25 protein-coding genes are annotated in these 22,643 nt (G+C 64.5%); 19 read left to right on the top strand and 6 right to left on the bottom strand.

Annotated features, from left to right (window positions below; genetic code table 11):
- The first annotated feature begins 3 nt into the window (after positions 1 to 3).
- The 11 genes from GGD63_RS20405 (at position 4) to GGD63_RS20355 (ending at position 7,376) form a co-directional block, all read left to right on the top strand.
- Positions 4 to 1,050, top strand: a complete 1,047-nt coding sequence (locus GGD63_RS20405) for a flagellar hook-associated family protein (protein WP_183244969.1) — start codon at positions 4 to 6, stop codon at positions 1,048 to 1,050.
- A gap of 67 nt (positions 1,051 to 1,117) precedes the next feature.
- Complete coding sequence (flaF, locus tag GGD63_RS20400; protein ID WP_183244968.1) at positions 1,118 to 1,462, top strand: flagellar biosynthesis regulator FlaF; 345 nt, start codon at positions 1,118 to 1,120, stop codon at positions 1,460 to 1,462.
- On the top strand, positions 1,462 to 1,872 hold the full coding sequence (flbT, locus tag GGD63_RS20395) for a flagellar biosynthesis repressor FlbT (protein WP_183244967.1): 411 nt from the start codon (positions 1,462 to 1,464) through the stop codon (positions 1,870 to 1,872). Before flaF ends, flbT begins: the two co-directional genes overlap by 1 nt.
- Before the next feature lie 15 nt (positions 1,873 to 1,887).
- Positions 1,888 to 2,301: a flagellar hook assembly protein FlgD gene (flgD, locus tag GGD63_RS20390; RefSeq protein ID WP_183244966.1), complete on the top strand. Its 414-nt coding sequence runs from the start codon at positions 1,888 to 1,890 to the stop codon at positions 2,299 to 2,301.
- A complete protein-coding gene (fliQ, locus tag GGD63_RS20385; RefSeq protein WP_018641238.1) occupies positions 2,298 to 2,564 on the top strand; it encodes a flagellar biosynthesis protein FliQ in 267 nt (88 codons plus the stop codon). The genes flgD and fliQ overlap by 4 nt, the downstream gene beginning before the upstream one ends.
- 73 nt (positions 2,565 to 2,637) lie before the next feature.
- Complete coding sequence (gene flhA / locus GGD63_RS20380) at positions 2,638 to 4,719, top strand: flagellar biosynthesis protein FlhA (RefSeq protein WP_183244965.1); 2,082 nt, start codon at positions 2,638 to 2,640, stop codon at positions 4,717 to 4,719.
- Positions 4,716 to 5,468 carry a flagellar biosynthesis protein FliR gene (gene fliR / locus GGD63_RS20375; protein WP_183244964.1) on the top strand — a complete coding sequence of 251 codons (753 nt, stop codon included), beginning with the start codon at positions 4,716 to 4,718 and terminating at the stop codon, positions 5,466 to 5,468. The genes flhA and fliR overlap by 4 nt, the downstream gene beginning before the upstream one ends.
- A gap of 6 nt (positions 5,469 to 5,474) precedes the next feature.
- Positions 5,475 to 5,894: a hypothetical protein gene (locus GGD63_RS20370; protein WP_183244963.1), complete on the top strand. Its 420-nt coding sequence runs from the start codon at positions 5,475 to 5,477 to the stop codon at positions 5,892 to 5,894.
- Complete coding sequence (locus tag GGD63_RS20365; protein ID WP_183244962.1) at positions 5,891 to 6,367, top strand: rod-binding protein; 477 nt, start codon at positions 5,891 to 5,893, stop codon at positions 6,365 to 6,367. The genes GGD63_RS20370 and GGD63_RS20365 overlap by 4 nt, the downstream gene beginning before the upstream one ends.
- Positions 6,368 to 6,408: 41 nt before the next feature.
- On the top strand, positions 6,409 to 6,921 hold the full coding sequence (locus tag GGD63_RS20360) for a flagellar biosynthesis protein FlgN (RefSeq protein ID WP_183244961.1): 513 nt from the start codon (positions 6,409 to 6,411) through the stop codon (positions 6,919 to 6,921).
- On the top strand, positions 6,918 to 7,376 hold the full coding sequence (locus GGD63_RS20355) for a hypothetical protein (RefSeq protein ID WP_018641232.1): 459 nt from the start codon (positions 6,918 to 6,920) through the stop codon (positions 7,374 to 7,376). Before GGD63_RS20360 ends, GGD63_RS20355 begins: the two co-directional genes overlap by 4 nt.
- A 209-nt stretch (positions 7,377 to 7,585) precedes the next feature.
- On the opposite strand, the gene GGD63_RS20350 is transcribed toward GGD63_RS20355, so the two are convergent.
- A complete protein-coding gene (locus GGD63_RS20350) occupies positions 7,586 to 8,356 on the bottom strand; it encodes a response regulator transcription factor (protein ID WP_183244960.1) in 771 nt (256 codons plus the stop codon).
- Between the two features lie 823 nt (positions 8,357 to 9,179).
- Between GGD63_RS20350 and GGD63_RS20345 the strand changes: the two genes are divergently transcribed.
- Complete coding sequence (locus GGD63_RS20345; protein WP_183244959.1) at positions 9,180 to 10,124, top strand: hypothetical protein; 945 nt, start codon at positions 9,180 to 9,182, stop codon at positions 10,122 to 10,124.
- A 17-nt stretch (positions 10,125 to 10,141) separates the two neighbouring features.
- Here the strand turns inward: GGD63_RS20345 and GGD63_RS20340 are convergent, their stop codons facing one another.
- A complete protein-coding gene (locus tag GGD63_RS20340; protein WP_183244958.1) occupies positions 10,142 to 10,720 on the bottom strand; it encodes a MarR family winged helix-turn-helix transcriptional regulator in 579 nt (192 codons plus the stop codon).
- Positions 10,721 to 11,349: 629 nt separating this feature from the next.
- Here GGD63_RS20340 and GGD63_RS20335 point away from each other — a divergent pair.
- A complete protein-coding gene (locus GGD63_RS20335) occupies positions 11,350 to 12,237 on the top strand; it encodes a dienelactone hydrolase family protein (protein ID WP_183244957.1) in 888 nt (295 codons plus the stop codon).
- Positions 12,238 to 12,291: 54 nt separating this feature from the next.
- Here GGD63_RS20335 and GGD63_RS20330 read toward each other — a convergent pair whose 3' ends face one another.
- Positions 12,292 to 13,560: a serine hydrolase gene (locus GGD63_RS20330; protein ID WP_183244956.1), complete on the bottom strand. Its 1,269-nt coding sequence runs from the start codon at positions 13,558 to 13,560 to the stop codon at positions 12,292 to 12,294.
- 120 nt (positions 13,561 to 13,680) lie between these two features.
- Positions 13,681 to 14,529: an SDR family oxidoreductase gene (locus GGD63_RS20325; protein ID WP_183244955.1), complete on the bottom strand. Its 849-nt coding sequence runs from the start codon at positions 14,527 to 14,529 to the stop codon at positions 13,681 to 13,683.
- Positions 14,530 to 14,681: 152 nt separating this feature from the next.
- Here GGD63_RS20325 and GGD63_RS20320 point away from each other — a divergent pair, with 152 nt between their 5' ends.
- A complete protein-coding gene (locus GGD63_RS20320) occupies positions 14,682 to 15,398 on the top strand; it encodes an HAD family hydrolase (protein ID WP_183244954.1) in 717 nt (238 codons plus the stop codon).
- A gap of 67 nt (positions 15,399 to 15,465) precedes the next feature.
- On the opposite strand, the gene GGD63_RS20315 is transcribed toward GGD63_RS20320, so the two are convergent.
- Together GGD63_RS20315 and GGD63_RS20310 are read right to left on the bottom strand one after the other, a co-directional pair.
- Positions 15,466 to 15,873 carry a nuclear transport factor 2 family protein gene (locus GGD63_RS20315; protein ID WP_183244953.1) on the bottom strand — a complete coding sequence of 136 codons (408 nt, stop codon included), beginning with the start codon at positions 15,871 to 15,873 and terminating at the stop codon, positions 15,466 to 15,468.
- A 110-nt stretch (positions 15,874 to 15,983) separates the two neighbouring features.
- The gene (locus tag GGD63_RS20310) at positions 15,984 to 17,468 is read right to left on the bottom strand and encodes a mannitol dehydrogenase family protein (protein WP_183244952.1); all 1,485 of its coding nucleotides are present in this window, start codon (positions 17,466 to 17,468) and stop codon (positions 15,984 to 15,986) included.
- Between the two features lie 139 nt (positions 17,469 to 17,607).
- Between GGD63_RS20310 and GGD63_RS20305 the strand changes: the two genes are divergently transcribed.
- From GGD63_RS20305 to GGD63_RS20285, 5 genes are all read left to right on the top strand, one after another.
- Positions 17,608 to 18,423 carry a FadR/GntR family transcriptional regulator gene (locus tag GGD63_RS20305; RefSeq protein ID WP_183244951.1) on the top strand — a complete coding sequence of 272 codons (816 nt, stop codon included), beginning with the start codon at positions 17,608 to 17,610 and terminating at the stop codon, positions 18,421 to 18,423.
- 88 nt (positions 18,424 to 18,511) lie between these two features.
- Positions 18,512 to 19,471 carry a sialic acid TRAP transporter substrate-binding protein SiaP gene (locus tag GGD63_RS20300; RefSeq protein ID WP_183245008.1) on the top strand — a complete coding sequence of 320 codons (960 nt, stop codon included), beginning with the start codon at positions 18,512 to 18,514 and terminating at the stop codon, positions 19,469 to 19,471.
- Between the two features lie 130 nt (positions 19,472 to 19,601).
- Complete coding sequence (locus GGD63_RS20295; protein ID WP_183244950.1) at positions 19,602 to 20,180, top strand: TRAP transporter small permease; 579 nt, start codon at positions 19,602 to 19,604, stop codon at positions 20,178 to 20,180.
- Positions 20,181 to 20,184: 4 nt separating this feature from the next.
- Positions 20,185 to 21,591, top strand: coding sequence for a TRAP transporter large permease (locus GGD63_RS20290; RefSeq protein WP_183244949.1), 1,407 nt, complete (start codon positions 20,185 to 20,187; stop codon positions 21,589 to 21,591).
- The gene (locus GGD63_RS20285) at positions 21,588 to 22,637 is read left to right on the top strand and encodes an L-idonate 5-dehydrogenase (RefSeq protein WP_183244948.1); all 1,050 of its coding nucleotides are present in this window, start codon (positions 21,588 to 21,590) and stop codon (positions 22,635 to 22,637) included. The genes GGD63_RS20290 and GGD63_RS20285 overlap by 4 nt, the downstream gene beginning before the upstream one ends.
- Positions 22,638 to 22,643: the final 6 nt, after the last annotated feature.

Genomic DNA, 22,643 nt, shown 5'->3' with positions numbered 1-22,643 from the left:
GCCATGATGAGCGCGAACTACATCTCGACCCTGATGCTGTCTTCGTCGTTGAGATCCTCGATCACGAACAACCAGGCTGCGCTCAGCAAGGCGTCGAAGGAAGCGACCACCGGCCGCTTCGCCGATGTTGGCCTCGAGCTTGGTGCCACGACGGGAAGCGACCTCACCTTGCGGGCGGACTGGAGCTTCGCCGATCAGCTCGTCGATACCAACGAGCTCGTCTCGGGACGCCTCGACGTGACGCAAAGCCGGATCACGCAGCTCGGCACGACCGCAACGGACTTCCTCAAGGACCTGATCGCGGCCCGCAGTACCGACAACGGCGGGCGGATCGTCCTGCCGCCTGCGTCCGCCAACCTCCAGGACCTGATCGGCGCGCTGAACGTCTCCTACAACGGCTCGTATCTTTTCTCGGGCGTCAACACGCAGAACATGCCGATCACGGCCTACGCCGCGGGCTCGGCCAGCAAGAACCAGGTCGATTTCGACTTCAACGCCGCCTTCGGTTTCCCGCAATCCTCGGCCAGCGTGAGCGGCATTACCCCGACCCAGATGCAGACGTTCCTCAACACCACCTTCGATGCCGAGTTCGCGAGCCCGGCCTGGAACACCAACTGGTCATCGGCCACCGACCAGGTCATGCAAAGCCGTATCTCCACGACCGAGATCGCCGATACGTCGGTCAGCGCCAACCAGACCGGCTTCCGCAAGCTCGCCGAGGCCTATACCATGATGGCGGATCTCGGGAACGCGAAACTGAGCCAAGAGACGTTCCAGGTCGTCGTGGACAAGGCCATCGGCCTCGTTGGTAGTGCAATCACCGATCTCGCTACGCTCGGCGGCGGCGTCGGCACGGTGCAGCAGCGGATCACCTCCGCAACCGACAAGCTCAAGGCGCAGCAGGACATTCTGAACAACCAGATCGTTGGTATGGAGAAGGTCGATCCGACGGAAGCCTCGGTCCGGGTCAACACCCTGCAGACCCAGATCCAGACGGCGCTGGCGCTGACCTCGCAGCTCCAGAAGATCAGCCTCATCAACTATCTCTGAGTTAGAAGCTCGTTTTTCGAGGTTTACGACCCTTGTCTTATTCCGTTTTCTGCGCAGAGTGGTCCTGATGACGTTTGAAGCCTATGCAGCGGTCGTCGACGAGAGCGGCTATGAGGCGAGGGCGCGCGAGCGGCAGGCGCTCAGCCTCGGCATCGACCGCCTCGAGCGGCTCCAGAAGGGACGCTCAAGTTTCGAGGATCAGGTCCAGAGCCTGCTCTATGTGCGGCGGCTGTGGACAATCTTCATCGAGGATCTCTCGCATCCGGAAAACGGGCTTCCCGAGAAGCTGCGCGCGGAGATCATTTCGATCGGCTTGTGGGTGGTCAAGGAAGCCGACCGCCTTCGCGAGGAGAAGTCGAACGACGTCATGCAGCTCATCGAAATCAACCGCCTGATCCGAGACGCGCTCTAATGAAGATATCCTTGCGGGCGGGCGAACGGATCTACGTCAACGGCGCGGTGCTGCGCGTCGACCGGAAGGTGTCCGTCGAACTCGTCAACGACGTCATGTTCCTGCTCGAAGGGCAGATCATGCAGGCGTCCGATGCCACCACGGCGATGCGGCAGCTCTATTTCATCGTCCAGCTCATGCTGATGAACCCGACCGACGTCCGCGACGCTTCGGCGCTCTACGGGCAGCATCACGCGGCCCTGGTCGCGGTGTGCGAAAGCCGCGAGATGCTGGAGGGGCTTGCCGCGGTCGACGAACTGGTCGGGGCGACCCGCTACTTCGAGGCGCTCAAGCGGATCCGGGCGCTGTTCCCGGTGGAGCAGGCGATCCTGGCCGGCGCCACCACTGAAACCCCATTCCAGGCTGCCTGACAGCGGAGAGGCGATATGAACGTCACCAGCGCGACCGACAGCACCAGCAAGTCGACCAGCACCACGACGAACACGTCGAGCAACACCGTCGACTACAATACCTTTCTTCAGCTCCTCGTCGCCGAGATGAAGAACCAGGATCCAACCAATCCGATGGATACCTCGCAATATATGAGCCAGTTCGCCCAGCTTTCGACGGTCGAGCAGGCCATGCAGACCAATACGAAGCTGGATGCGCTGCTGTCCTCGCAGTCGTTGTCGCAGGCCGACGGACTGATCGGAAAGACCGTGAGCTTCACCGACACGACCGGCGCGACCTTCTCCGGCAAGGTCAAGTCGGTCTCCATCAACAGCGACGGCGCCGTCGCGACCCTCGAGAACGGCACCAAGGTCGCCGTCGGGCCCGGCCTCACGATCAGCCAGTCATGAACGAGCGGGACGCCCTCGACATCGTCCAGGCGGCGATCTGGACCATCATCGTCGCCTCCGGGCCTGCGGTCGGCGCAGCGATGCTGGTCGGCACCATCATTGCATTGATGCAGGCTCTGACCCAGATCCAGGAGGTGACGCTGACCTTCGTTCCGAAGATCATCGTCATTCTCGTGGTCGTCGCCGTCTCCGGCTCCTTCATCGGCGCCCATCTCTCCACCTTCACCGAGATGGTCTATTCGCATATCGAGCGGGGCTTCTGAGCCGCGAGCTGGCCACCACCCTCGCGTAAGCTTTGCGCGGCAGATTACGGGGCGGACCCTCTGCCGGTGACCCATGGCCGATACGTTAGCTGCTAGCCTGCCCAGCCCGCGCCGATTCGGGGCGGACGCCTTTTTTGCGGCCGGCATCGTGACCATGCTCACGATCCTGTTCCTGCCCATTCCGCCGATCCTGATCGATCTCGGCCTCGCTTTCTCGATCGCGCTGTCGGCGCTGATCCTGATGGTCGCGCTGTGGATCCAGCGGCCGCTGGATTTCTCGGCGTTCCCGACCGTGCTGCTGATCGCGACGATCCTGCGCCTGGCGCTCAACATCGCGACCACGCGCCTCATCTTGTCGCGCGGCGGGGAGGGCGAGCAGGCCGCCGGCTATGTCGTCGCCGGCTTCTCGAAGTTCGTCATGGGTGGCGACTTCGTCATCGGCCTGATCATCTTCGCGATCCTGGTCACGGTGAATTTCGTCGTGATTACCAAGGGCGCGACCCGTATCGCCGAGGTCGGCGCCCGCTTCACCCTGGACGCCATCCCCGGCAAGCAGATGGCGATCGACGCGGACCTGTCCGCGGGCCTGATCGACGACAAGGAGGCCCAGCGCCGCCGCCGCGAGCTCGAAGAGGAAAGCGCGTTCTTCGGCGCCATGGACGGTGCTTCGAAATTCGTCCGCGGCGACGCCATCGCCGGCCTGATCATCACCGCGATCAACATCTTCGGCGGTATCGTGATCGGCGTTACCCATCACGGCCTCACGCTGTCGCGCGCCGCCGATGTCTACACCAAGCTCTCCGTCGGTGACGGTCTGGTGTCGCAGATGCCGGCGCTGATCGTGTCGCTGTCCGCGGGCCTGCTGGTCTCCAAGGGCGGCACCAGGGGTTCGGCGGAACAGGCCGTGCTCCGGCAGCTCGGCGGCTATCCCCGCGCGGTGTCGGCCGCCGCGCTGATGATGTTCGTGCTCGCGCTGATGCCGGGGCTGCCGATGGCGCCCTTCGTGCTGCTCGGCGGCGTCATGGCCTTCGTCGGCTACTCCTTGCCCAAGCGGCAGGCGGCCCTGAAGCAGAAGGAAGATGCGCGCAAGGCCGACGAGCGCGCCCAGGCCGAGGCCAAGGAATCGGTCAAGGAATCGCTCAGGACGGCGGAGATCGAGCTGGCGCTCGGCGGCCATCTTTCGGTCCACCTGCTGGGCTCGCGCACCGAGCTTGCGCACCGCGTCGCCAAGATCCGCAAGAAGTTCGCCAAGCAATACGGCTTCGTGATTCCAGAGATCAAGCTCACCGACAATCTGTCGATCGATCCCAAGGGCTACCAGATCCGCATCCACGACACCCGCGTCGCCCACGGCGAGCTCAGGCTCGGCGAGGTGCTGGTGCTCGTCGACAAGGACGGCAAGCCGGACGTGCCCGGCGAGGAGGTGATCGAACCCGCCTTCGGCATGAAGGCGCTGTGGGTGACGGAAGCCTTCACCGACGAGGTCAGGCGGCAGGGCTGCAAGCCGGTCGACAATCTGTCGGTGCTGCTCACGCATTTGAGCGAAGTGCTCCGGGCGAACCTCGCCCAACTCCTGTCCTACAAGGACATGCGCGCGCTGCTCGACCGGCTCGATCCCGAATACAAGCGCCTGGTCGAGGATCTCTGCCCGTCGCAGATCTCCTATTCCGGCCTGCTGGCGATCCTGAAGATCCTGCTGGCCGAGCGCGTGTCGATCCGCAACCTGCATCTGATCCTCGAGGCGATCGCCGAGATCGCGCCCCATGTGCGGCGCTCCGAGCAGGTCGCAGAGCATGTGCGCACGCGCCTTGCCCAGCAGATCTGCGGCGACCTCTCCGACAACGGCGTGCTCAACGTGGTCCGCCTCGGCAATCGCTGGGATCTCGCCTTCCACCAGAGCCTGAAGCGCGATGCCAAGGGTGACGTCGTCGAATTCGATGCCGATCCGCGCCTCATCGAGCAGTTCGCCACGGAAGCCAGCGCCGCGATCCGCAAGTTCACCGAGAACGGCACCAGCGTGGTGCTGGCGGTGACCCCCGAAGCCCGTCCCTATGTCAGGATGATCCTGGAACGGGTGTTCCCGACGCTGCCGATCCTGTCGCATGTCGAAGTGGCGCGCAGCGCCGAGATCCGTGCGCTCGGAGCCATATCGTGATCAGCAGCCTCGCCGACAGCGTGCTGGTAACGTTCATCGTGTTCTGCCGCATCGGCGCCTGCCTGATGTTCGTGCCCGGCTATTCCAGCGTCAACGTCCCGGCCCAGGTCCGCCTGTTCATCGCGCTGGTCACGACGTTCGCGCTGACGCCGATCCTGATCGCGGTGCTGAAACCTCTGACGGACAACGCGGCGCCGCTGTCGCTCGCGCTCCTGATCGGCTCGGAGGTCCTGGTCGGCAGCGTCATCGGCCTCGGCGGGCGCGTGTTCTTCCTCGCGCTCCAGACCATGGCAACCGTGATGGCGAGCGCGATCGGGCTGAGCAACATCCCGGGAACGCCTGTCGCAGATACCGATCCGGCACCGGCCCTCGTGCCGCTGATCATGGCGTCGGTCACCACGCTGTTCTTCGTGACCGACCAGCACTGGCAGGTGCTGCGCGGGCTGATGAACTCCTATGACGTCTGGCATCCCGGCAGCCGGATCGGCGGCAGCATGGCGCTCGACCAGCTCGTGGGCCGCCTGTCGGAGGCGTTCGTGCTGACGCTGCGGATCGCCAGCCCGTTCATCGTCTATTCCGTCATAGTCAATTTCGCGGTCGGGCTGATCAACAAGCTGACGCCGGCGATCCCGGTCTATTTCATCTCGGTGCCCTTCGTGCTGTTCGGCGGTTTCCTGCTGCTCTACCTCACCAGCGACGAGCTCTTGACGCAGTTCATCCTCGGCGTCTCCTCGTGGCTGGCGGAGTGACAGATCATGAAGTCGCGCGCGGACAAGCTCGGTCGGATGGTCTCGCTGGTAAAGCTCCAGCTGCGGCTGTCCGAATGGCAGCTCGCGCACCTGCGGCAGCAGGAGCGCAGCTTGCAGGACGAGCAGGAATGGCTGGTCGGCGCGCTGAACGAGGGGAAGCCGCCGGCGGGATCGTCGAGCGATTCGATCGCACGGCGGCTCAACAGGACAAGCGTCGGCGCGCGCGCCGTGAAGGAGCAAGCCTCGCGGCAGCTCGACCAGGTTCGCGCGGAGACCCGCCGCGTGAAACAGCTCGAGGAAGTTGCCAAGGCGGCGCTCGCGGAGAAGCTTCGCGACGCCGAAAAGCGCTCGCTCGAGGAGATGACGGGAACAAGCCTTACCGTGCGCGCGTGGATGCCACCGCCAGCCAGCCGGAACAAGACATGATCGTGACTGCGACACCCGACCTCGTCCTCGATGTTCTCGAGGCCGCCGATCCCGTGACGCAGCGCGCGGCGACCGCGAAGCTCGACGCGCTGAAATCGTCGAACGCCGATTTCGCCGCCACGATGGACGCCGAGGTCGGCAAGGCCGCGGCGGCTGCTGATCAATCCGCGGCGAAGGTCGCCGAAGCGCAGTCGGGGGCGGTGAACGGACCCCCGGTGCAGGTGATCAAGGCGCCGGCGTCCGGCGAGGTCTACCGGAAGTTCGAAGCCTTCATCCTCCAGACCTTCGTCGAGACCATGCTGCCGAAGGAATCCGAGGAGCTGTTCGGCAAGGGGACCGCGGGCAGCGTCTGGAAGTCGATGCTGGCGGAACAACTCGGCAACCAGCTCGCGAAGGGCAAGGGCATTGGCATTGCGAGGCAACTCGCCGCAGCGAATTCGGCGGGACCGGACGTAACAGGGAAGGCCGGATGATGATCCGGAACGGGTGACAGAAGTTGAGGGGTGAATTTCCTATGCAGGCACAAGAAGGCGCGGCAGCCCTGGTGATGGAGCCGCCGGTCGTGGACACCGAGGCGATGACGATTGCTGCAGCATCTCCCGATGCGCTGTTGCCCGTGCTGCTGCCCAATGTCGGCGGCGAGGCAGTGATCGACGGCGCTGATGCAGTGAGATCGGACGAGGTGCGCGGCCTGCTGGCGGCGATCCGCCGGCTGGAAAATATCGTCGAGGAGGAGACGGTCGCGCTCACGACGGGCAAGAAGATCGATTTCGACGACTTCAGCGCCCGCAAGAGCCGGAGCATGCTGGAGTTCGTCCGCCTGATGCGGGCACGGATGCATCTCGGCAGCGAGGTCGAGGTCACCGAGGAGATCCAGCGCCTGCGCGAGAAGCTCGAGCGTAACCGGTCCATCCTCGAGATGCATTACGACGCGGTGCGCGAGGTTGCGTCGATCATCGTCAAGGCGATCAAGGACGCCGAGTCGGACGGGACCTATACCGGTCGCGCAACGCAGGACGGAAAATGATCAGACTCGTGCTCGCCGGGCTCTGGGTCTGCATCCTCACGGCGGGCACGAGCTACGCCGTGGCCTATTGGAAGGAAAACGGCAGCCTTTTGCCGGCCAAGGACGCCTATCTCGACGGGCTGCAATACCAGAAGACGCGGGCGCTGAGCGTGCCCATGGTCGAGAACGGCAATGTGCAGGGCTATATCGTCGCGCGCTTCGTCTACACCGTGGAGGCGCGGACCATGCACCAGCTCAATGTTCCGCCGGAGCCGTTCGTCGTCGACGAGGCGTTCCGCAGGATCTATGCCGACGACCGCCTCGATTTCAGGAAGCTCGCCCGCTACGATCTCTCGATCCTCACGACGGCCATCAAGCAGCGCGTCAACGAGCGGATGCAGGCCGACGTCGTCCAGGACGTCCTGGTCGAGGACTTCAACTACGTCTCCAAGGAAGAATTCCAGTCGAAGCCGTAGGCTTCACCGGACAGGCGTGACGTGGCTTTCCGGAAGGATCACGTCCGAATGAGCTCCTGAGGCGCCATTCTCGTCTCGTCGCGCCCTGTTGCGGCTCCGCCCGCGGTGCAAGGCCTGTGTTCCGCGCTCTCGGCTCCTGAAAGTGCAACGGCCTCCGCGAAGATGCTCCGCGGAGGCCGTTGTCGGTTTCGTGGCGGCGCCGTGCCGCGTCAGTTTCCGGCCGGATACGCCGCCGGGGCGGCAAGCGCCCTGTTGAGGAGAATGCCGACCTCGTCGAGCTCCTGCATCGGCTCTTCGAGGCTCTCGCCGGCCGGGATGTTGAGGCGGTATCCGACGTAGCGCCGGGCCACGATCGCATCGAAGCCGAGGCGATCGCGGAGTTTCTTGCGCAGCTTGCTGACGTGGCTCTCGATCACGCTCTCGTCGAAGGTGGACTCGAAGATGCCGTACACCGCGTTGAAGATCTGCGTCTTGGTGATCCACTTGCCGTGGTTGCTGACCATATATTCGAGAATGCGCAGTTCGCGGCGGGGCAGGGTGAGGGCGTGGCCCGCGATCTCGGGGTCACGCCCGTTGAAGAAGACCTGGATCCTGGTCTCGCAGGGCCTCGGCAACTCACCCACCCGGCGGCGCGCGATTGCGGCCGTTCGGGCGAGGATCTCGCGGAGATGAATCGGCACGTGCACGACGTCGTCGACACCCGATTCGAACAGCTCCAGCGTGTTCTTGAGCATCTTCTGGCCGCTCATGGCGATGATGGGAGCCGAGGAGCGCTTGCGCATCGCCCGCGGCAGGCTTCCGCGGGCATCGCAATCCCCGAGGAGGAAGGCGTCGACCGCTGCCAGGTCCGATTCACTCACAGATTGCAGCCAGTCCCAGAATTCTCCGGAGGAGAAGCCGATCGACGATACGCCTTCGCGAACGAGCCCTCCAACGTAGCTGTTCGTGACGCTCTCGCGATCATCAACGATAATATACATCAGTCTTTCGCCCCTGTTTCGCACTTGTCGCGGCCGGCTGGTGGTTGTGATGCACCGGCTCGGCGACCATGCTGTTTGACGATATTTCCATCCCGCGAACCGTTGTTATGGTTTCGATATTCGCGGGCAGCCCTACGCATTCAGTGCCTGCGTTTTCCGCCGGCCTGTTACTTCAACTCGATACTGAACGCTTACTGCGTGAGGCCCGGCGGGTGTCTTACGGATCACCTCGCGGGGCGGATTGAGACAGCGACCTAGAACAGTTGCGCCAAGTTGCCTATTGCGTCCGAACGCTACTGAACTTTGCCGATCTCCTCGCCAACTGGCGAGAATCACTTGAGTAGGACCGTAACAATTGCCGATTTCCGATCAAGCGCGCCTAACAAAGCGGTTGCTATGCGTGTTTGATGCTGTTGGTTTGTTGCGAGTTGTTTCTTGATATATCCGATCGCATCAGTTGATTCAGATTCCGAACTAGTTTTGCAGCGTGTCGGGTCTATAGTTCCGCATCCCCGTATAATCATAGCTATTTTGGGTAGTGCTGCGGGTCACGCACTTGAAGGGGTTTTCAATCCCGGATTGACTCTATCCACCGGATTTCCACATGCGACAATTCGACTCATATGTGGCGCAGTGACTCCAGCTTGGCGAAATCTTGGCGAGTGTGTGTCTTTCGAGTCGCACTCTTGCCGCGTGCGTGACGCTTTTGACTCATTCGACGTCGCTTCGCGCGCGATGAAAAGTTTTCGATGCGCACGTTTCAGGCAAGCTTCGACAAATAAATTCGTCGTTCGATAGATCGAAGCGAACGGAGCATTTTCACATGTCGTCCGATGGACAAGCTCGTCCTGGTGCAACCGCCGATGTTGCCGCGGCGGCGAAGCCGGCTCCGGAAGCCCGCAATCCAAACCCGACGCAAGCAGCCAAGCCCGCAGCAAGTCCAAAGCGCATGTCGGCTGCGGCGAACGACGAAACTCTGGCGAAAGAGGCGCTCGAGGGACTGAAGCGCATTCGCGCCAAGGCGCGCCTCGACAAGATGGCAATACCCAAGCCGGCGCCGGCCGTGATCAAGCCGGCCGTGATCGTGGCCAAGCCGCCGCCGCCCCGTCCGACCTGGGTCGTGCCGCTTGCGACATTGGCGGTCGCCGCCATCCTGGTGGTCTGCGCCTGCACCGGCGTGATCGCCTATCTCACCACGCAGCCCGCCCAGAACAATGTCGCGGCCAATGTCGAGATCAGGAATCTGCGCGAGACGGTCGCCCAGCTGCGCAAGCAGGTGTCGGGCGTATCCGAAAATCTCGACGGCCTGCGGACCGCAGTCGATCAATCCAGCAAGGCAACCAATGACCGCTTCGGCCGGTTCGCCGAGAACCTCGACCGCATCGAACGGGTGAGCTCGTCCTCCACCGTGAAGCTCGACAAGCTCGCGCAGGCGCAAGCCCAGGCTCCGGCGCCGGCGACCGTCGCTTCGCAGCCGCCCTCGCAGACGATGCCGATGATGGCCTCGGTCGCCACGCCGGAATTCACGGGATCGGTGCCTGCGTCCGAACGCACGGCGGCGCCGCGAAAGGTGGTCAAGGGCTGGTCGGTGCGCCAGGCCTATGAGGGGATCGCGATCCTGCAAAGTCCGAACGGCGTCGTCGAGGCCGTGCTGGGACAGCAGGTGCCCGGCCTCGGCCGTATCGAGGAGATCCGGAGCGAGAACGGACGCCTGGTGGTGGAAACCAGCGGCGGCGTCATCTATTCGTCGCGCAAGGCAACGCCGTAGGCGAAGGTTGCCGCCTGCTATTGGCGGTGATGCTCGAAGCTGGTGCAGAGCAGCTCGACTTCCGGCTCCGCGATCGGCGCGCGAAACAGGCGGCAGGAGAACTCGACGGTCGTCTTGCCGTCCGCGCTGGTGCGATCTTCCCGGAGGAAGATGCATCGCTTGCAGACGTCGGTATGGTGCCGCTGCTCGGCCGCGTCGGACTGATCCAGCACGTGGCGGAGCGCGTCGCGGAAGCGGATCTTGGCCTCCTCGTCGAGCACGGCAATCGCCTCGACGAGAACGTTGACGGGGTCGCGCGCCAGGAACTTCTTGCCCTGCTGGGTGACGCTCAGCATCACCGACCGCTTGTCCTTGGCCGAGCGCTTCCGCTCGAGATAGCCGAGCCGTTCGAGCTCGCCGATGATGAACGAGGCGGTGCCGCGCGTGGTGCCGACGTAGCTCGCGAGTGCCGAGGGCGTTCGGGAAAACCGGTTGGCGCGGGAGAGGAAACGCAGCGCCATCCACTCGCGGTCGCGCAAGCCGTGCTTGGTGCCTTCGAACCACAGGATCCGTGCGACCTGCTCCACCAGTTCAATCGATTCACGAGCCAAGTTCATTTCAATTCCGGATCGGATAAAGCTTTATTCAATTGAGCCTTTGGGTAGCGCAATCTGGGCGGACGACAATGAAGCTCTGGGGCGATCGTTCGTCCTTGACCGGACGGCTGAGCGCGCCTGGGAGGACGCTTCTCCATTGCCGGAGATGGAACTTCCGGCCGTGGAACTAGAGCGTCACAAAGAAAGTTCGGGTGAATCGCTCGGCTCAACTCTTTCGAAAATTTCAGTCAAATGACTGCGCTTCACCTGCAGGATTCCGATGGTGCGCAGCATCTGGGCAACATGATGTGTCGTTGCGGCCACTGCGGAGCCCATTTGTTGCGGCGGAGCGCTTCGAATGGCGCGAAGCGGCGGGAGGTCGGCAACTTCTGACCGCGTGGAGTGGGGCGGGAGAACCATAATCTTGGGTTAATGGATGTTGCGCCGCAGTGTGGCCACGCGGTTAAAGCCCGCACACGATCAGCCCCCGGTTGATCTGGTCGGGTGGCGCGCGAAGGACACCGCTGCTCGCGCCAACGGAGGGAGGAGAGCCGCGTCCTCGCAGGCTGGTGACTTGCGTTTGTCCGGCGACTATTGGCGAATGCGGCGCCCCAGGGGCATCAGCATGGGAAGTAGGAAGGGAAAGACCGATGAGCTTTGAAACCACCATGACATCCGACGTCGTCGGGCTGACGAAAGTCGCCCCGCTCTCGCGCCGCGGATTCATGAGCGCCACCGCGGCCGTCGCCGCTGGCTACACGCTCGCGGCCGGTCCGGTCCGTGCCGACATCATCACGACGGATACCAGCGGCCTCCAGACCGGCGATGCCAAGATCAAGGTCGGCTCCGAGGAGATGCCCGCCTATTTCGCCCGCCCGGCCGGCAACACCAAGGCGCCGGTGATCATCGTGGCGATGGAGATTTTCGGCCTGCACGAATACATCAGGGACGTGACGCGGCGCCTGGCCAAGCTCGGCGCCTTTGCCGTCGCGCCCGACTATTACTTCCGCAAAGGCGTTGACCTGACCAGGGTCACCGAGGTCAAGGACCTCTTGCCGGTCGTCAACTCCAAGCCGGATGCTGAGCTGCTGTCCGACCTCGACGCGGTGGCTGCATGGGCGGGATCGCAGGGCGGCGACACGGCGAAGCTCGGCATCATCGGCTTCTGCCGCGGCGGGCGCACGGTCTGGGAATATGCCGCCCATAGCGGCACGCTCAAGGCCGGTGTGGCCTTCTACGGAACGGTGGTCGACCCCGCCAATCCGCTGTGGCCGAAGAGCCCGATGCAGCTGGCCCCGGAGATGAAGGCGCCGGTGCTCGGCCTCTACGGCGGCGCCGATACCGGCATTCCCGTCGCTCAGGTCGAGCAGCTCAAGGCAGCGCTCGAGCAGAACAAGAAAACGGCCGAGTTCAAGATTTACCCCGAAGCGCCGCACGGCTTCCACGCGGACTATCGCGGCAGCTACCGCAGGGACGCGGCTGACGATGCCTGGAAGCAGGCCGAGGCCTGGTTCAAGAAATACGGCGTGTTGAGCTGACGCCGAATCTTAAGGGCGGCCCCGCGTGGCCGCCCTTTCCTTATCGAGACGCGCTCACTTCGTCATCGCGCCGTAGACGATGTCCTGCACCTGCTCGCGATAATATTTGCGCAGCTCGCCGGGCGCGGCCGTGCCCACGACGACGACGAGACGCTCCCTGGGATCGCAGAAGAACTGCGTCCCGTAGGCGCCGTTCCAGGTGAACTCGCCGGGATTGCCGGGAACCGACGACAGGCCCTCACTGCTGCGAACCGCAACCGAAAGGCCAAAGCCGAAGCCGCCGCGATGCGGCTCGACATTCGCCACGTTGTTCTTGATCTCGGGGCCGAGGTGATTGGTTGTCATGTGATGCACGGTCTTCGGGCCAAGGATGCGCTGGCCGTCTAGCTCGCCGCCGTTGAGCAGCATCTGCCCGAAGCGGATGTAGTCGCCGACCGTCGCGAACGAGCAGGCGCCGCCGCAGTCAAACCTGGTTGGTGTGTCCAGAAGCTTGATGGCCTGCGGCTTGCCGGTCAGCGGATCGTTGGCGAACGGGCGGGCGAGGCGAGGGCGCTGCGCGTCGGTCGGGTGGAAGGTCGCGTCCTTCATGCCGAGCGGCTGCCAGACATTGGCGGCGAGATAGTCGCCGAGCTTCTGCTCGCTCACCTTCTCGACGACAGCGCCGAGCACGTCGATCGAAAAGCCGTATTCGAACTCAGTCGACGGCTGATGCGCCAGCGGCAGCTTCGCGATGCGGTCGATGAAGGCCTGGGTGTCGCCCTCGATCGCCGGCGCAACGCCATCGGGGTATTGCCGCGCCACCGGGCTCGATGAGTCCGGGCGGCCGCCATACATCAATCCGGATGTATGCCGGTAGAGGTCGTGGATGAAGATTGGCGAAGCCTGCGGCTCCAGCTTGAGCGAACCGTCGCTCTGGGGCACGCCGACCTTCATGTCGGCAAAGCCGGGATAGTATTCGGACAGCCTGGCCTGAAGCGGCAACTGGCCCTTTTCCATCAGCGTCAGGCCGGCGACCGCCGCCATCGGCTTGGTCATCGAGGCCAGTGCGAAGATCGCGTCGACCGGCATCGGCGTGCCCTTGTCCGCATCGAGCATGCCATAGGCCTTGTAGTGCACGAGCTTGCCGTCCCTCGCCACGGCGACGACTGCGCCGGGGACGCGCTTGGCGGCGATCTCGCGTGCGAAGAAACTGTCAAGCCGCGCAAGACCCTGCTTCGAGAAACCGGCATCATCGGGATTGGTTTCGGGCAGCGGCGCGGCGCGCGCTGAACTGAGCGTGATGGCGGCAGCCGCCGCCGCGATCATGGCGATCGTCTTGTTCATTCTATCCTCCCAGGCGAGCTCGTTATGCGAATGGCTCGCTCGATGCCCAGATCACGACCGCGCTGGAGCGAAGTCAAGCGCGGGCAGGGCATGTCTGGGAGGCGCCAGACGTGCCGGAACCTATCGGCCTTCGCCTGCGCGCCACAGCGCATCCAGGGCCTGGCGATAGGTCGGGTAAGCCAGCGTGACGCCGAGCTCGCGCTTCATTTTCGCGTTGGAGACACGGGCGCTGCTGGCATAGAAGCTGCGCGCCATCACCGACATCTCGGCGGTCTCGAACGCCTCTTCGGGCGGCGGCGCAACGCCCATGAGCTGCGCGGCATAGGCGATCACGTCCTGCGGCGGCGTGGGCTCGTCGTCGCAGACGTTCCAGGTGCCGCCGTGCCCGTGCTGAATCGCGGCCATGATCGCGCTCGCGATGTCCTCGACGTGGATGCGGTTGAAGACCTGCCCCGGCTTGATGATGCGTCGGGCCGTTCCTGCCCGCAACGTCACCAGCGCGTTGCGGCCTGGACCGTAGATGCCGGCAAGCCGCAGGATCGCGACATTGCCATACCCGCTATTGGTCCAGGCCTGCTCTGCCGCGAGCCGCAGGCGCGTGCGCTCGAAGGCGGCCTGCGGCAGCGTGCTCTCGTCCACCCAGCGGCCTGCGTGATCGCCATACACGCCGATGGTCGAGAGATAGACGATCTTGCGCTGACGCTCCGCCAGCACGTCGCCGAATGCCGCGATGGCCGGATCGCCATCGCTGCCAGGCGGGATCGATACCAGAAGAACATCGGCGTCGCTGATACGTTCGACCGTCGCGTCAACTGGGCGGCTGGCGGAAAAGGCATGCACCTCGATATCCGGCAGGTCGTTTCGCTCGCCGGGATCGCGCACGGTGCCGGCGACATGCGAGAAGGCCCCGCCGAATTTGCGGACGAAATGCCGGGCACTGTAGCCGAGGCCGAGGATGAAGAGCCGCATGCGTCTCCCGTGCAGGTCGGAGTTCCCGTCGCGCGCGCTGCGCGTCCCTCGCTCATAAGAGATTTTTGGGACTGGCAAAAGATATTGCAATTTGTCTCGGCCGCCAGTGCGGGCGATGGTCACGCGTCACCGGGATCAGGGAGGCGTCGATCATGCAGGCGGACGCGGCGACCCTAGCGCCACCGGGCGCAGCGGATCTGGTCCGGCGCGCGGCTGCGGTGATCTTCGATGTCGACGGCACGTTGGCCGAGACCGAAGAGCTTCACCGGCAGGCCTTCAACCACGCCTTTGCCCGCGTCGGTCTCGACTGGCAATGGGACCGCGCCGTCTACAAGGACCTGCTGCGGGTGACGGGCGGCAAGGAGCGCATGCGCGCCTATCACGGACGGCAGCAGATCGCTCTGCCGTTGGCGGAGGGCGATATCGCCGAGCTTCACCGCATCAAGACCGCGCATTACGCCGAGCTGATCGAAACCGGCTGCTGCCCGTTGCGGCCGGGCGTAGCGGAACTGCTCGCTGCGGCGAAGGCGCGCGGCCAGCGGCTCGCGATCGCGACCACCACCTCGTACGGCAACATCGATGCGCTGCTGTCGCAGGCGCTGGGGACGCGCTGGGCTGCGGATTTCGACGCCATCGTCGCCGGCGACGATGTCAGGTACAAGAAGCCGGCGCCGGACGTCTATGTCGAGATTCTCGCGCGGCTGAAGCTCGAGCCCACGATGTGCGTCGCGATCGAGGATTCCGCCAACGGCCTGATCGCGGCCTCGCGCGCCGGAGTTCCCGTTCTCATCACTCGCAGCATGTTCTTCCGCGACGACGATTTCAGCGCGGCGCGGGTCGTGCTGGACGATCTGTCGGGGCTTGGATGAGGTCGCCAACAAAAAAGTCGGAAAACAACCCCATGCACAGTAGATCACGCGTGCGTGTTCGCACCGTTCAGTGCACGCGGCGGCTCGTTCTATCGTCCTCAGCCTGCTCGACAATCTGGGCGATTGGGCTCGACTGGTGATGCACCAGGCGCCAGCCGTCGCCGACGCGCCGAAAATGATTCGAAGCCGCCAAAGCGGTGCCGTCGACGATCTCGATGCAGAGCACGCGGGCGCTGTCGCCGTCGACGATGGCCTGCGGTTCGGCGCAGACGATCTGCGGCCGCTGCGGGTTTTGCAGGATGTCGCGCCAGCTTCCGATCACCGTGGCGCGCCCGATGATGGCCGGCCAGCCGGGATGGATGCAGGAAATGCCGTCGTCGTCCGCCCACATCCGCTCCATGCCGGCGATGTCGCCGGTGGAGAAGGCGGCATAGAAGGCCGCGTTCGCGGCGATGACCTTGCTGTCCTGTGCCATCCCTCTCGGGTGCGGCAATGACAGGCAAAAATCAAGCGTGACTTGCGTTTGATTTTGCGTTCGATTTTGACCGCAGTGCAGCATAGAGGACGCCGCTGCCTGCTTTGTGATCAGGCCGAAACCAGCGCCTCCACCGCCCGCCGCGCGCCATCCTGATAGAGACGGCCGAGCGCCGCCGTGACGGCCTCGCGCAGGCGCGGCTCGGCGCCCAGGGATCCGAACACCTTCCCGACGCCGAGCAATGCGGGTGCGAGTCGTTCGGCGACGGGACCAGCCTCGCGCGCCAGGCCTGCAAACTCGGCGGCAAGGGGATCGCGCACGTCGATGGCGCGGCCGTGCTCGTCGGTGGCGGTGACGTAGCGCATCCAGCCGGCCACCGCGAGTGCGTGCGTCGCGATCGGCAGGCCCCTCGCGAGGCGATCCTGCATCGCGCCGAGCAGGCGCTGCGGCAGCTTTTGCGAGCCGTCCATCGCGATCTGCCAGGTGCGATGATGCAGCGCCGGATTGGAAAAACGCTTGAGCAGCGAGGCCCGGTAGCCGGCAAGGTCAGTGCCTGCAGGCATCGTCAGCGTCACCGCGGCCTCTTCCATCACCCGCGCGGCGAGACGCGCAAAGTGCGGATCCCGCATGGTGTCGGCGATGGTCTCGTAAACAGCGAGATAGCCGAGATAGGCCAGCGCCGAATGGCTGGCGTTGAGCAGCCGCAGCTTCATCAGCTCGAACGGCTTGACGTCGGTGACGAGCTCGACGCCCGCGGCGGCGAGGTCGGGCCGGCCTGCCGTAAAACGGTCCTCGACCACCCATTGCGTGAAGGGCTCGGTCATCACAGGCCAGGCGTCGCGCAGGCCCAGCGCGGATGACACCGCATCGCGGTCTGCATCCGTCGTCTCCGGCACGATGCGATCGACCATGGTGCAGGGAAAGGCGGCCGCATCCGCGATCCACTTGCCGAGATCCTTGGAGCGGAGCGCGGCGAACTGCGTCACGATCCGCTGCACGGTGTGGCCGTTGGCCGCGAGGTTGTCGCAGCACAGCACGGTGAAGGGCGCTAGTCCCTGAGCGCGCCGGCGCGCCAGCGCTGCCACGATGAAGCCGGGCGCCGAGCGCGGCGCGTCGAAATTATTGAGGTCGTGCACGACATCAGGATGCCGCTCGTCGAGATCGCCGGTCTGCGGCGTGTGGCAATAGCCCTTCTCGGTGACCGTGAGCGAGACGATGCGGATGGCGGGATCTGCCATCCGCTCGACCAGTGCCGCCGGCTTCTCGCGCGCGACGACGCTGTCGAGCAGGGCGCCGATGACGCGGTGCTCAGTGCCTTCGGCGGCACGGACGGCAACGGTGTAGAGATGGTCCTGCGGGGCGAGGGCGTCGCGCGTATCCGGGCTGCGCAGGCTCGCGCCGATGATGCCCCATGACGAACTGCCGCTCGCAAGGCAATCGTCGATGACGACGGCCTGATGCGCGCGATGAAAAGCCCCGAGGCCGAGATGCACGATGCCGGGCGTGACGCGCGAACGCTCATAGGCCGGGCGGCGCACGGACGGCGGCAGCCGGTCGAGATTGGCGCGGCCAAGGCGCGTTGAAATATGGCGCATGGACGTCTCCCCTTTGCTTTGCCGCTGCTTGACATGGCGCCCGTATCAGGTCAATGCTCCGGTCAATTGGTAAGACCAATTTTCCAAAATTGGCGGGCCGGGGGCGGACGACCCCCGCGGCCCTTTCGGGGAGGCCAGCGTGCCGCTGGAAGCTGTGGAGGCGAGACGGCTCTATCGCCAGGTCGCCGATCAATTGCGAAGCCTGATCGACAGCGGCGAGTACGCGGTCGGCAGCCGCTTGCCGACGGAGCGCGAGCTCGCCGAGCAGCTCAAGGTATCGCGGCCGACGGTGCGCGAAGCCCTGATCGCGCTCGAGGTCGAAGGCCGCGTCCGCATCCGCGTTGGCTCCGGCATCTACGTGATCGAGCCCGCCGCCGTTGCGGCGCCTGCAGCGGCTGCTGTCATCGAGGGGCCGTTCGAGCTGCTCCGCGCCCGCGAATTCCTGGAAAGCGCCATCGCCGAGCAGGCCGCGCGCGTCGCGACCAAGGACGATCTCGCTCGCATCGACGCCTCGCTTCTCGCGATGGAGAATGTCGAGCATCCCGGTGAAGCCTCGATGGTGCACGACCGCGCATTCCATGTCGCGATCGCCGGAAGCCTCGGCAATGCCGTTCTGGTGCGCGTGGTCGGCGAGCTGTTCGACCAGCGTCTCAATCCCTATTTCGCGAAGCTTGCGCATTATTTCGAGAGCCCGGGCACGTGGCGCACCGCGCTCGACGAGCATCGCGCCGTGCGCGATGCGATCGCGGCGCATGATCCGGATGCCGCGCGCAAGGCAATGCGCGATCATCTGGCGCGTTCCCAAGAGCGCTTTGCGCAGAACTTTGGCGTCGAGGGCGCGGCAGGACCGGTTTCGGACCACGGCCGTGCAGTGCGAGCGCCGGCAAAGCCATCGAAGCCGAAACCGGCATCGAAGAAGAAGCGGGCCGCGGGCAGCAGCGCGCGACGGCGATGAGATTGGGCCGCCCGCATCCGTTTGGGAGCGGGCGAACAAGAAGCAGACTTGAACGATGGAGGAAAAGTCAGTGTTAAAGAAGATGACGATGATGCTCGCGGTCTCCGCCGCGGCGATGCTTGCCACGACCCATGCCGGCATGGCGCAGACCAAGCTCAAATGGGCCCATGTCTATGAGACCTCGGAGCCGTTCCACACCGCTTCGGTCTGGGCTGCGCAGGAGATCGGCAAGCGGACCAATGGGCGCTACACGGTCGACGTCTATCCGGCCTCGCAGCTCGGCAAGGAAGCCGACATCAACCAGGGCCTCTCGCTCGGCTCGGTCGACATCATCATCTCCGGCTCGAGCTTTGCGGCCAAGAGTTTTGCGCCGATCGGCGTGACCTATTATCCCTACACCTTCCGCGACGCCGATCATCTGCTCGCCTACACCAAGAGCGACATCTTCAAGGAGCTCGCCAAGGGCTATGAGGACAAGAGCGGCCACCACATCGTCGCGGTGACCTATTACGGCGTGCGCCAGACCTCGTCGAACAAGCCGATCAAGAGCTGCGCCGACCTCAAGGGCCTGAAGATGCGCGTGCCCGACGTGCCGGCCTACCTCGCCATGCCGCGCGCCTGCGGCGCCAACACCGCGCCGATCGCCTTCGCCGAAGTCTATCTCGCGCTGCAGAACGGCACCGTCGAGGCGCAGGAGAACCCGCTGACCACGATCGAGGCCAAGAAGTTCTACGAGGTGCAGAAGCACATCGTCCTGACCGGCCATATCGTCGACCATCTCAACACGGTGGTGGCGGGCGCGCTCTGGAAGAAGCTCTCCGACGAGGACAAGAAGATCTTCACCGACGTCGCGCAGGAGGCCGCTGCCAAGGCGACCGCGGAGATCAAGCAGAACGAGGCCAAGCTGGTCGCCTTCTTCAAGGACAAGGGCCTGACCGTGACCGAGGTCGACAAGAACGAATTCCGCGACATCGTTCTGAAGAACGTTGCGTTCGAGACCTTTGGTTACCGCAAGGCCGACTGGGAGCGGATCCAGGCCGTCAAGTGACGACGTAGTCGTCATTCCGGGGCTCGCGAAGCGAGAACTGCGGTGCGCAATTGCGCACCTGAGAATCTCGAGGTTCCGGGTTCGACGCTGACGCGTCGCCCCGGAACGACGATTTGGAGAGAGGTAACCCATGTCGACCGTCGAAATACACCGGCAGATCACCGCGGACGAGATCGCCCATACCTTCGAGGAGGAGGCGACGCCGAAGGTCGATCTCGGCGTCTACGCTTTCGAGGACTGGGTGGCGCTGGCGATCTTCTGGGTGATGGCGCTTGCCGTCTTCCTCCAGTTCTTCACCCGGTACGTGCTCAACGACAGCTATGCCTGGACCGAGGAGATCGCGACCTATTGCCTGATCGGCGTGGTGTTCATCGGCGCCTCGATGTGCGTGCGGCTGTCGCGGCACATCCAGGTCGACCTCGTCTACCGCTATCTGCCGCATCCGGTGGCGCGCGTGCTGTCGACCGCGATCGACCTGATCCGGATCGCCTTCTTCGGCTACGCCATCAAGCTGGTCTGGGTCTACATCCAGATCATCGGCGACGAGCAGATGACCACGATCAATCTTCCCAAGGACTACGTCTATTACGCCGTGCTGCTCGGCTTCGTGCTGATGTTCGCACGCTCGGTGCAGGTCGCCCTGCAGCATCTGCGACAGGGCTATTCGATCCTCGAGCGTCCTGGCGCCTACGACGGTTTTGAAGGGTAATCCCATGTTGCTGTTGCTTGGAGGCTTCCTCGTCCTGATGCTGCTCGGCGTTCCCGTGGCGATCGCCATGGCCGCGTCGTCGCTGCTCTATATCCTGGTCAGCGGCGTGACCCCTGATGTCACGCTGGCGCAGCGCATGATCGCCGGCGTCGAGAGCTTTCCACTGCTCGCAGTGCCGTTCTTCATCCTGGCCGGCAACCTCATGAACATCGCCGGCGTCACCGGCCGCATCTACAAGTTCGCGGTCGCGCTGGTCGGCTGGATGCGCGGCGGCCTCGGCCACGTCAACATCATCGGCTCGGTGATCTTCTCCGGCATGTCCGGCACCGCGATCGCGGATGCTGCCGGCCTCGGCACCATCGAGATCAAGGCGATGAAGGACCACGGCTACTCCACCGAGTTCTCGGTCGGCGTCACCGCGGCCTCGGCAACGCTCGGGCCCATCATTCCGCCGTCGCTGCCGTTCGTGATCTACGGCATGATGGCGAACGTCTCGATCGGCGCGCTGTTTCTGGGGGGCGTCATTCCCGGCGTCGTCCTGACGCTGTTCATGATGGCGACCGTCACCTACTTCGCGCACAGGAACAAATGGGGCAGCGATACGCCGTTCTCCTGGCCGCAGCTCGGCTCGGCCGGGCTCGAGATCGTCATCGTGCTGTCGTTCCCGATGGCGATCTGGCTGATGGTGCTCGCCGGCCTCTCGGTCAACATGGCGGTCGTCATCGGTCTCGGTGCACTGCTGGCGATCGACTGGTATTGTGATTTCTCGGCGGTGATGGCGCTGATGGCGCCGGTGATCCTGATCGGCGGTATGACGCTTGGCTGGTTCACGCCGACGGAAGCCGCCGTCGCCGCGGTGATCTGGTCGTTGTTCCTCGGTCTTGTTCGTTACCGGACCATGACATTCCAGACCGTTGCCAAGGCGACCTTCGATACCATCGAGACCACGGCCTCGGTGCTGTTCATCGTGACCGCGGCCTCGATCTTCGCCTGGCTGCTGACGGTGTCGCAGGCCGCCCAGATGCTCTCGGACTGGATGCTCAGCATCACCCACAACAAATGGGTGTTCCTGGCGCTCGCCAACGTGCTGATCCTGTTCGTCGGCTGCTTCATCGACACCACGGCGGCGATCACCATCCTGGTGCCGATCCTGCTGCCGATCGTGCTCAAGCTCGGCATCGACCCGATCCATTTCGGCCTGATCATGACGCTGAACCTGATGATCGGCCTGTTGCATCCGCCGCTCGGCATGGTGCTGTTCGTGCTCGCCCGCGTCGCCAAGCTCTCGGTCGAGCGCACGACGGTCGCGATCCTGCCCTGGCTGGTGCCGCTGATGCTCGCGCTGATCGCAATCACCTACATTCCCGACCTGACCCTCTGGCTGCCTAAATACATGGGACTTTCCAAATGACCTCGACTGCTCTCGCCGCAACCCTGTTCGGCCCCGAAGACCTGCGCATGATCGAGCATCCGCTCGACAAGCTCGCAGATGGGATGGTGCGCATCCGCTTCGGTGCCGGCGGCATCTGCGGCTCGGACATGCACTATTTCCGCCACGCCCGCACCGGCGACTTCGTGGTGAAGTCGCCGCTGGTGCTGGGCCATGAGATATCGGGCGAGGTCGTCGAGATTTCCGGCACTGCTGCGAACCTGAAGGTCGGTGACCGCGTCGCGGTCAACCCGTCGCGCTGGTGCGGCCATTGCGTCGCCTGCCGCGAGGGCCGGCCGAACCTGTGCGAGAACATCTACTTCATGGGCTCGGCGTCGAAGACGCCGCACATGCAGGGCGGCTTCGCCAACTACTTCGACGCGATCCCGGCGCAGTGCGTGCAGATCCCGGATCATGTCTCCTACCAGGCCGCCGCGCTCGCCGAGCCGCTCGCGGTCTGCCTGCACGCGGTCGCGCGCGCCGGCAATATCGAGGGCAAGCGCGGCATCATCTTCGGTGCCGGCCCGATCGGGCTTCTGACCATGCTCGCCGCGCACCGCGCCGGCATGGCCGACGTCACCGTGGCCGATATCGCGCCGGCGCCGCTGGCCTTTGCGACCAGGCTCGGCGCCTCGCATGTCGAGAACGTCTCTGCCGGCGAGGAAGGGCTGAAGGCACAGGCGGCGTCGCGTCCCTATGACGTCGCCTTCGAGGTCTCGGGCACGGCTGCGGGCCTTGCCAGCGCGATCGGCATTGTCAGGCGCGGCGGCGTCGTGGTGCAGATCGGCAATCTGCCCGGCGGCCAGATCCCGACGCCGTCGAATGCGGTGATGGCGAAGGAGATCGACCTGCGCGGCTCGTTCCGCTTCGGCTTCGAGTTCATGACCGCGGTGGAACTGATCGCGGCCGGCAGCGTCGATGTCCTGTCGCTGGTCACCGCCGAACGGCCGCTGTCGACCGCGCCGGATGCGCTGCGGCTGGCGCTCGATCGCTCGCAGAGCGTCAAGGTCGTGCTGACCGCGAACTGATCGGAG

Source organism: Bradyrhizobium sp. cir1 (genome assembly GCF_014198245.1).
GTDB lineage: Bacteria > Pseudomonadota > Alphaproteobacteria > Rhizobiales > Xanthobacteraceae > Bradyrhizobium.
The sequence above is the reverse complement of the archived record's forward strand: the minus strand, read 5'-3'. Positions and strand labels throughout refer to the sequence as shown.

Excerpts from the sequence above, each read along its gene's own strand:
- GGD63_RS20405 (WP_183244969.1), top strand. The coding sequence starts at position 4 with ATGATGAGCGCGAACTACATCTCGACCCTGATGCTGTCTTCGTCGTTG.
- flaF (WP_183244968.1), top strand. The coding sequence starts at position 1,118 with ATGACGTTTGAAGCCTATGCAGCGGTCGTCGACGAGAGCGGCTATGAG.
- flbT (WP_183244967.1), top strand. The coding sequence starts at position 1,462 with ATGAAGATATCCTTGCGGGCGGGCGAACGGATCTACGTCAACGGCGCG.
- flgD (WP_183244966.1), top strand. The coding sequence starts at position 1,888 with ATGAACGTCACCAGCGCGACCGACAGCACCAGCAAGTCGACCAGCACC.
- fliQ (WP_018641238.1), top strand. The coding sequence starts at position 2,298 with ATGAACGAGCGGGACGCCCTCGACATCGTCCAGGCGGCGATCTGGACC.
- flhA (WP_183244965.1), top strand. The coding sequence starts at position 2,638 with ATGGCCGATACGTTAGCTGCTAGCCTGCCCAGCCCGCGCCGATTCGGG.
- GGD63_RS20370 (WP_183244963.1), top strand. The coding sequence starts at position 5,475 with ATGAAGTCGCGCGCGGACAAGCTCGGTCGGATGGTCTCGCTGGTAAAG.
- GGD63_RS20365 (WP_183244962.1), top strand. The coding sequence starts at position 5,891 with ATGATCGTGACTGCGACACCCGACCTCGTCCTCGATGTTCTCGAGGCC.
- GGD63_RS20360 (WP_183244961.1), top strand. The coding sequence starts at position 6,409 with ATGCAGGCACAAGAAGGCGCGGCAGCCCTGGTGATGGAGCCGCCGGTC.
- GGD63_RS20355 (WP_018641232.1), top strand. The coding sequence starts at position 6,918 with ATGATCAGACTCGTGCTCGCCGGGCTCTGGGTCTGCATCCTCACGGCG.
- GGD63_RS20350 (WP_183244960.1), bottom strand. The coding sequence starts at position 8,356 with ATGTATATTATCGTTGATGATCGCGAGAGCGTCACGAACAGCTACGTT.
- GGD63_RS20345 (WP_183244959.1), top strand. The coding sequence starts at position 9,180 with ATGTCGTCCGATGGACAAGCTCGTCCTGGTGCAACCGCCGATGTTGCC.
- GGD63_RS20340 (WP_183244958.1), bottom strand. The coding sequence starts at position 10,720 with ATGAACTTGGCTCGTGAATCGATTGAACTGGTGGAGCAGGTCGCACGG.
- GGD63_RS20335 (WP_183244957.1), top strand. The coding sequence starts at position 11,350 with ATGAGCTTTGAAACCACCATGACATCCGACGTCGTCGGGCTGACGAAA.
- GGD63_RS20330 (WP_183244956.1), bottom strand. The coding sequence starts at position 13,560 with ATGAACAAGACGATCGCCATGATCGCGGCGGCGGCTGCCGCCATCACG.
- GGD63_RS20325 (WP_183244955.1), bottom strand. The coding sequence starts at position 14,529 with ATGCGGCTCTTCATCCTCGGCCTCGGCTACAGTGCCCGGCATTTCGTC.
- GGD63_RS20320 (WP_183244954.1), top strand. The coding sequence starts at position 14,682 with ATGCAGGCGGACGCGGCGACCCTAGCGCCACCGGGCGCAGCGGATCTG.
- GGD63_RS20315 (WP_183244953.1), bottom strand. The coding sequence starts at position 15,873 with ATGGCACAGGACAGCAAGGTCATCGCCGCGAACGCGGCCTTCTATGCC.
- GGD63_RS20310 (WP_183244952.1), bottom strand. The coding sequence starts at position 17,468 with ATGCGCCATATTTCAACGCGCCTTGGCCGCGCCAATCTCGACCGGCTG.
- GGD63_RS20300 (WP_183245008.1), top strand. The coding sequence starts at position 18,512 with ATGATGCTCGCGGTCTCCGCCGCGGCGATGCTTGCCACGACCCATGCC.
- GGD63_RS20295 (WP_183244950.1), top strand. The coding sequence starts at position 19,602 with ATGTCGACCGTCGAAATACACCGGCAGATCACCGCGGACGAGATCGCC.
- GGD63_RS20290 (WP_183244949.1), top strand. The coding sequence starts at position 20,185 with ATGTTGCTGTTGCTTGGAGGCTTCCTCGTCCTGATGCTGCTCGGCGTT.
- GGD63_RS20285 (WP_183244948.1), top strand. The coding sequence starts at position 21,588 with ATGACCTCGACTGCTCTCGCCGCAACCCTGTTCGGCCCCGAAGACCTG.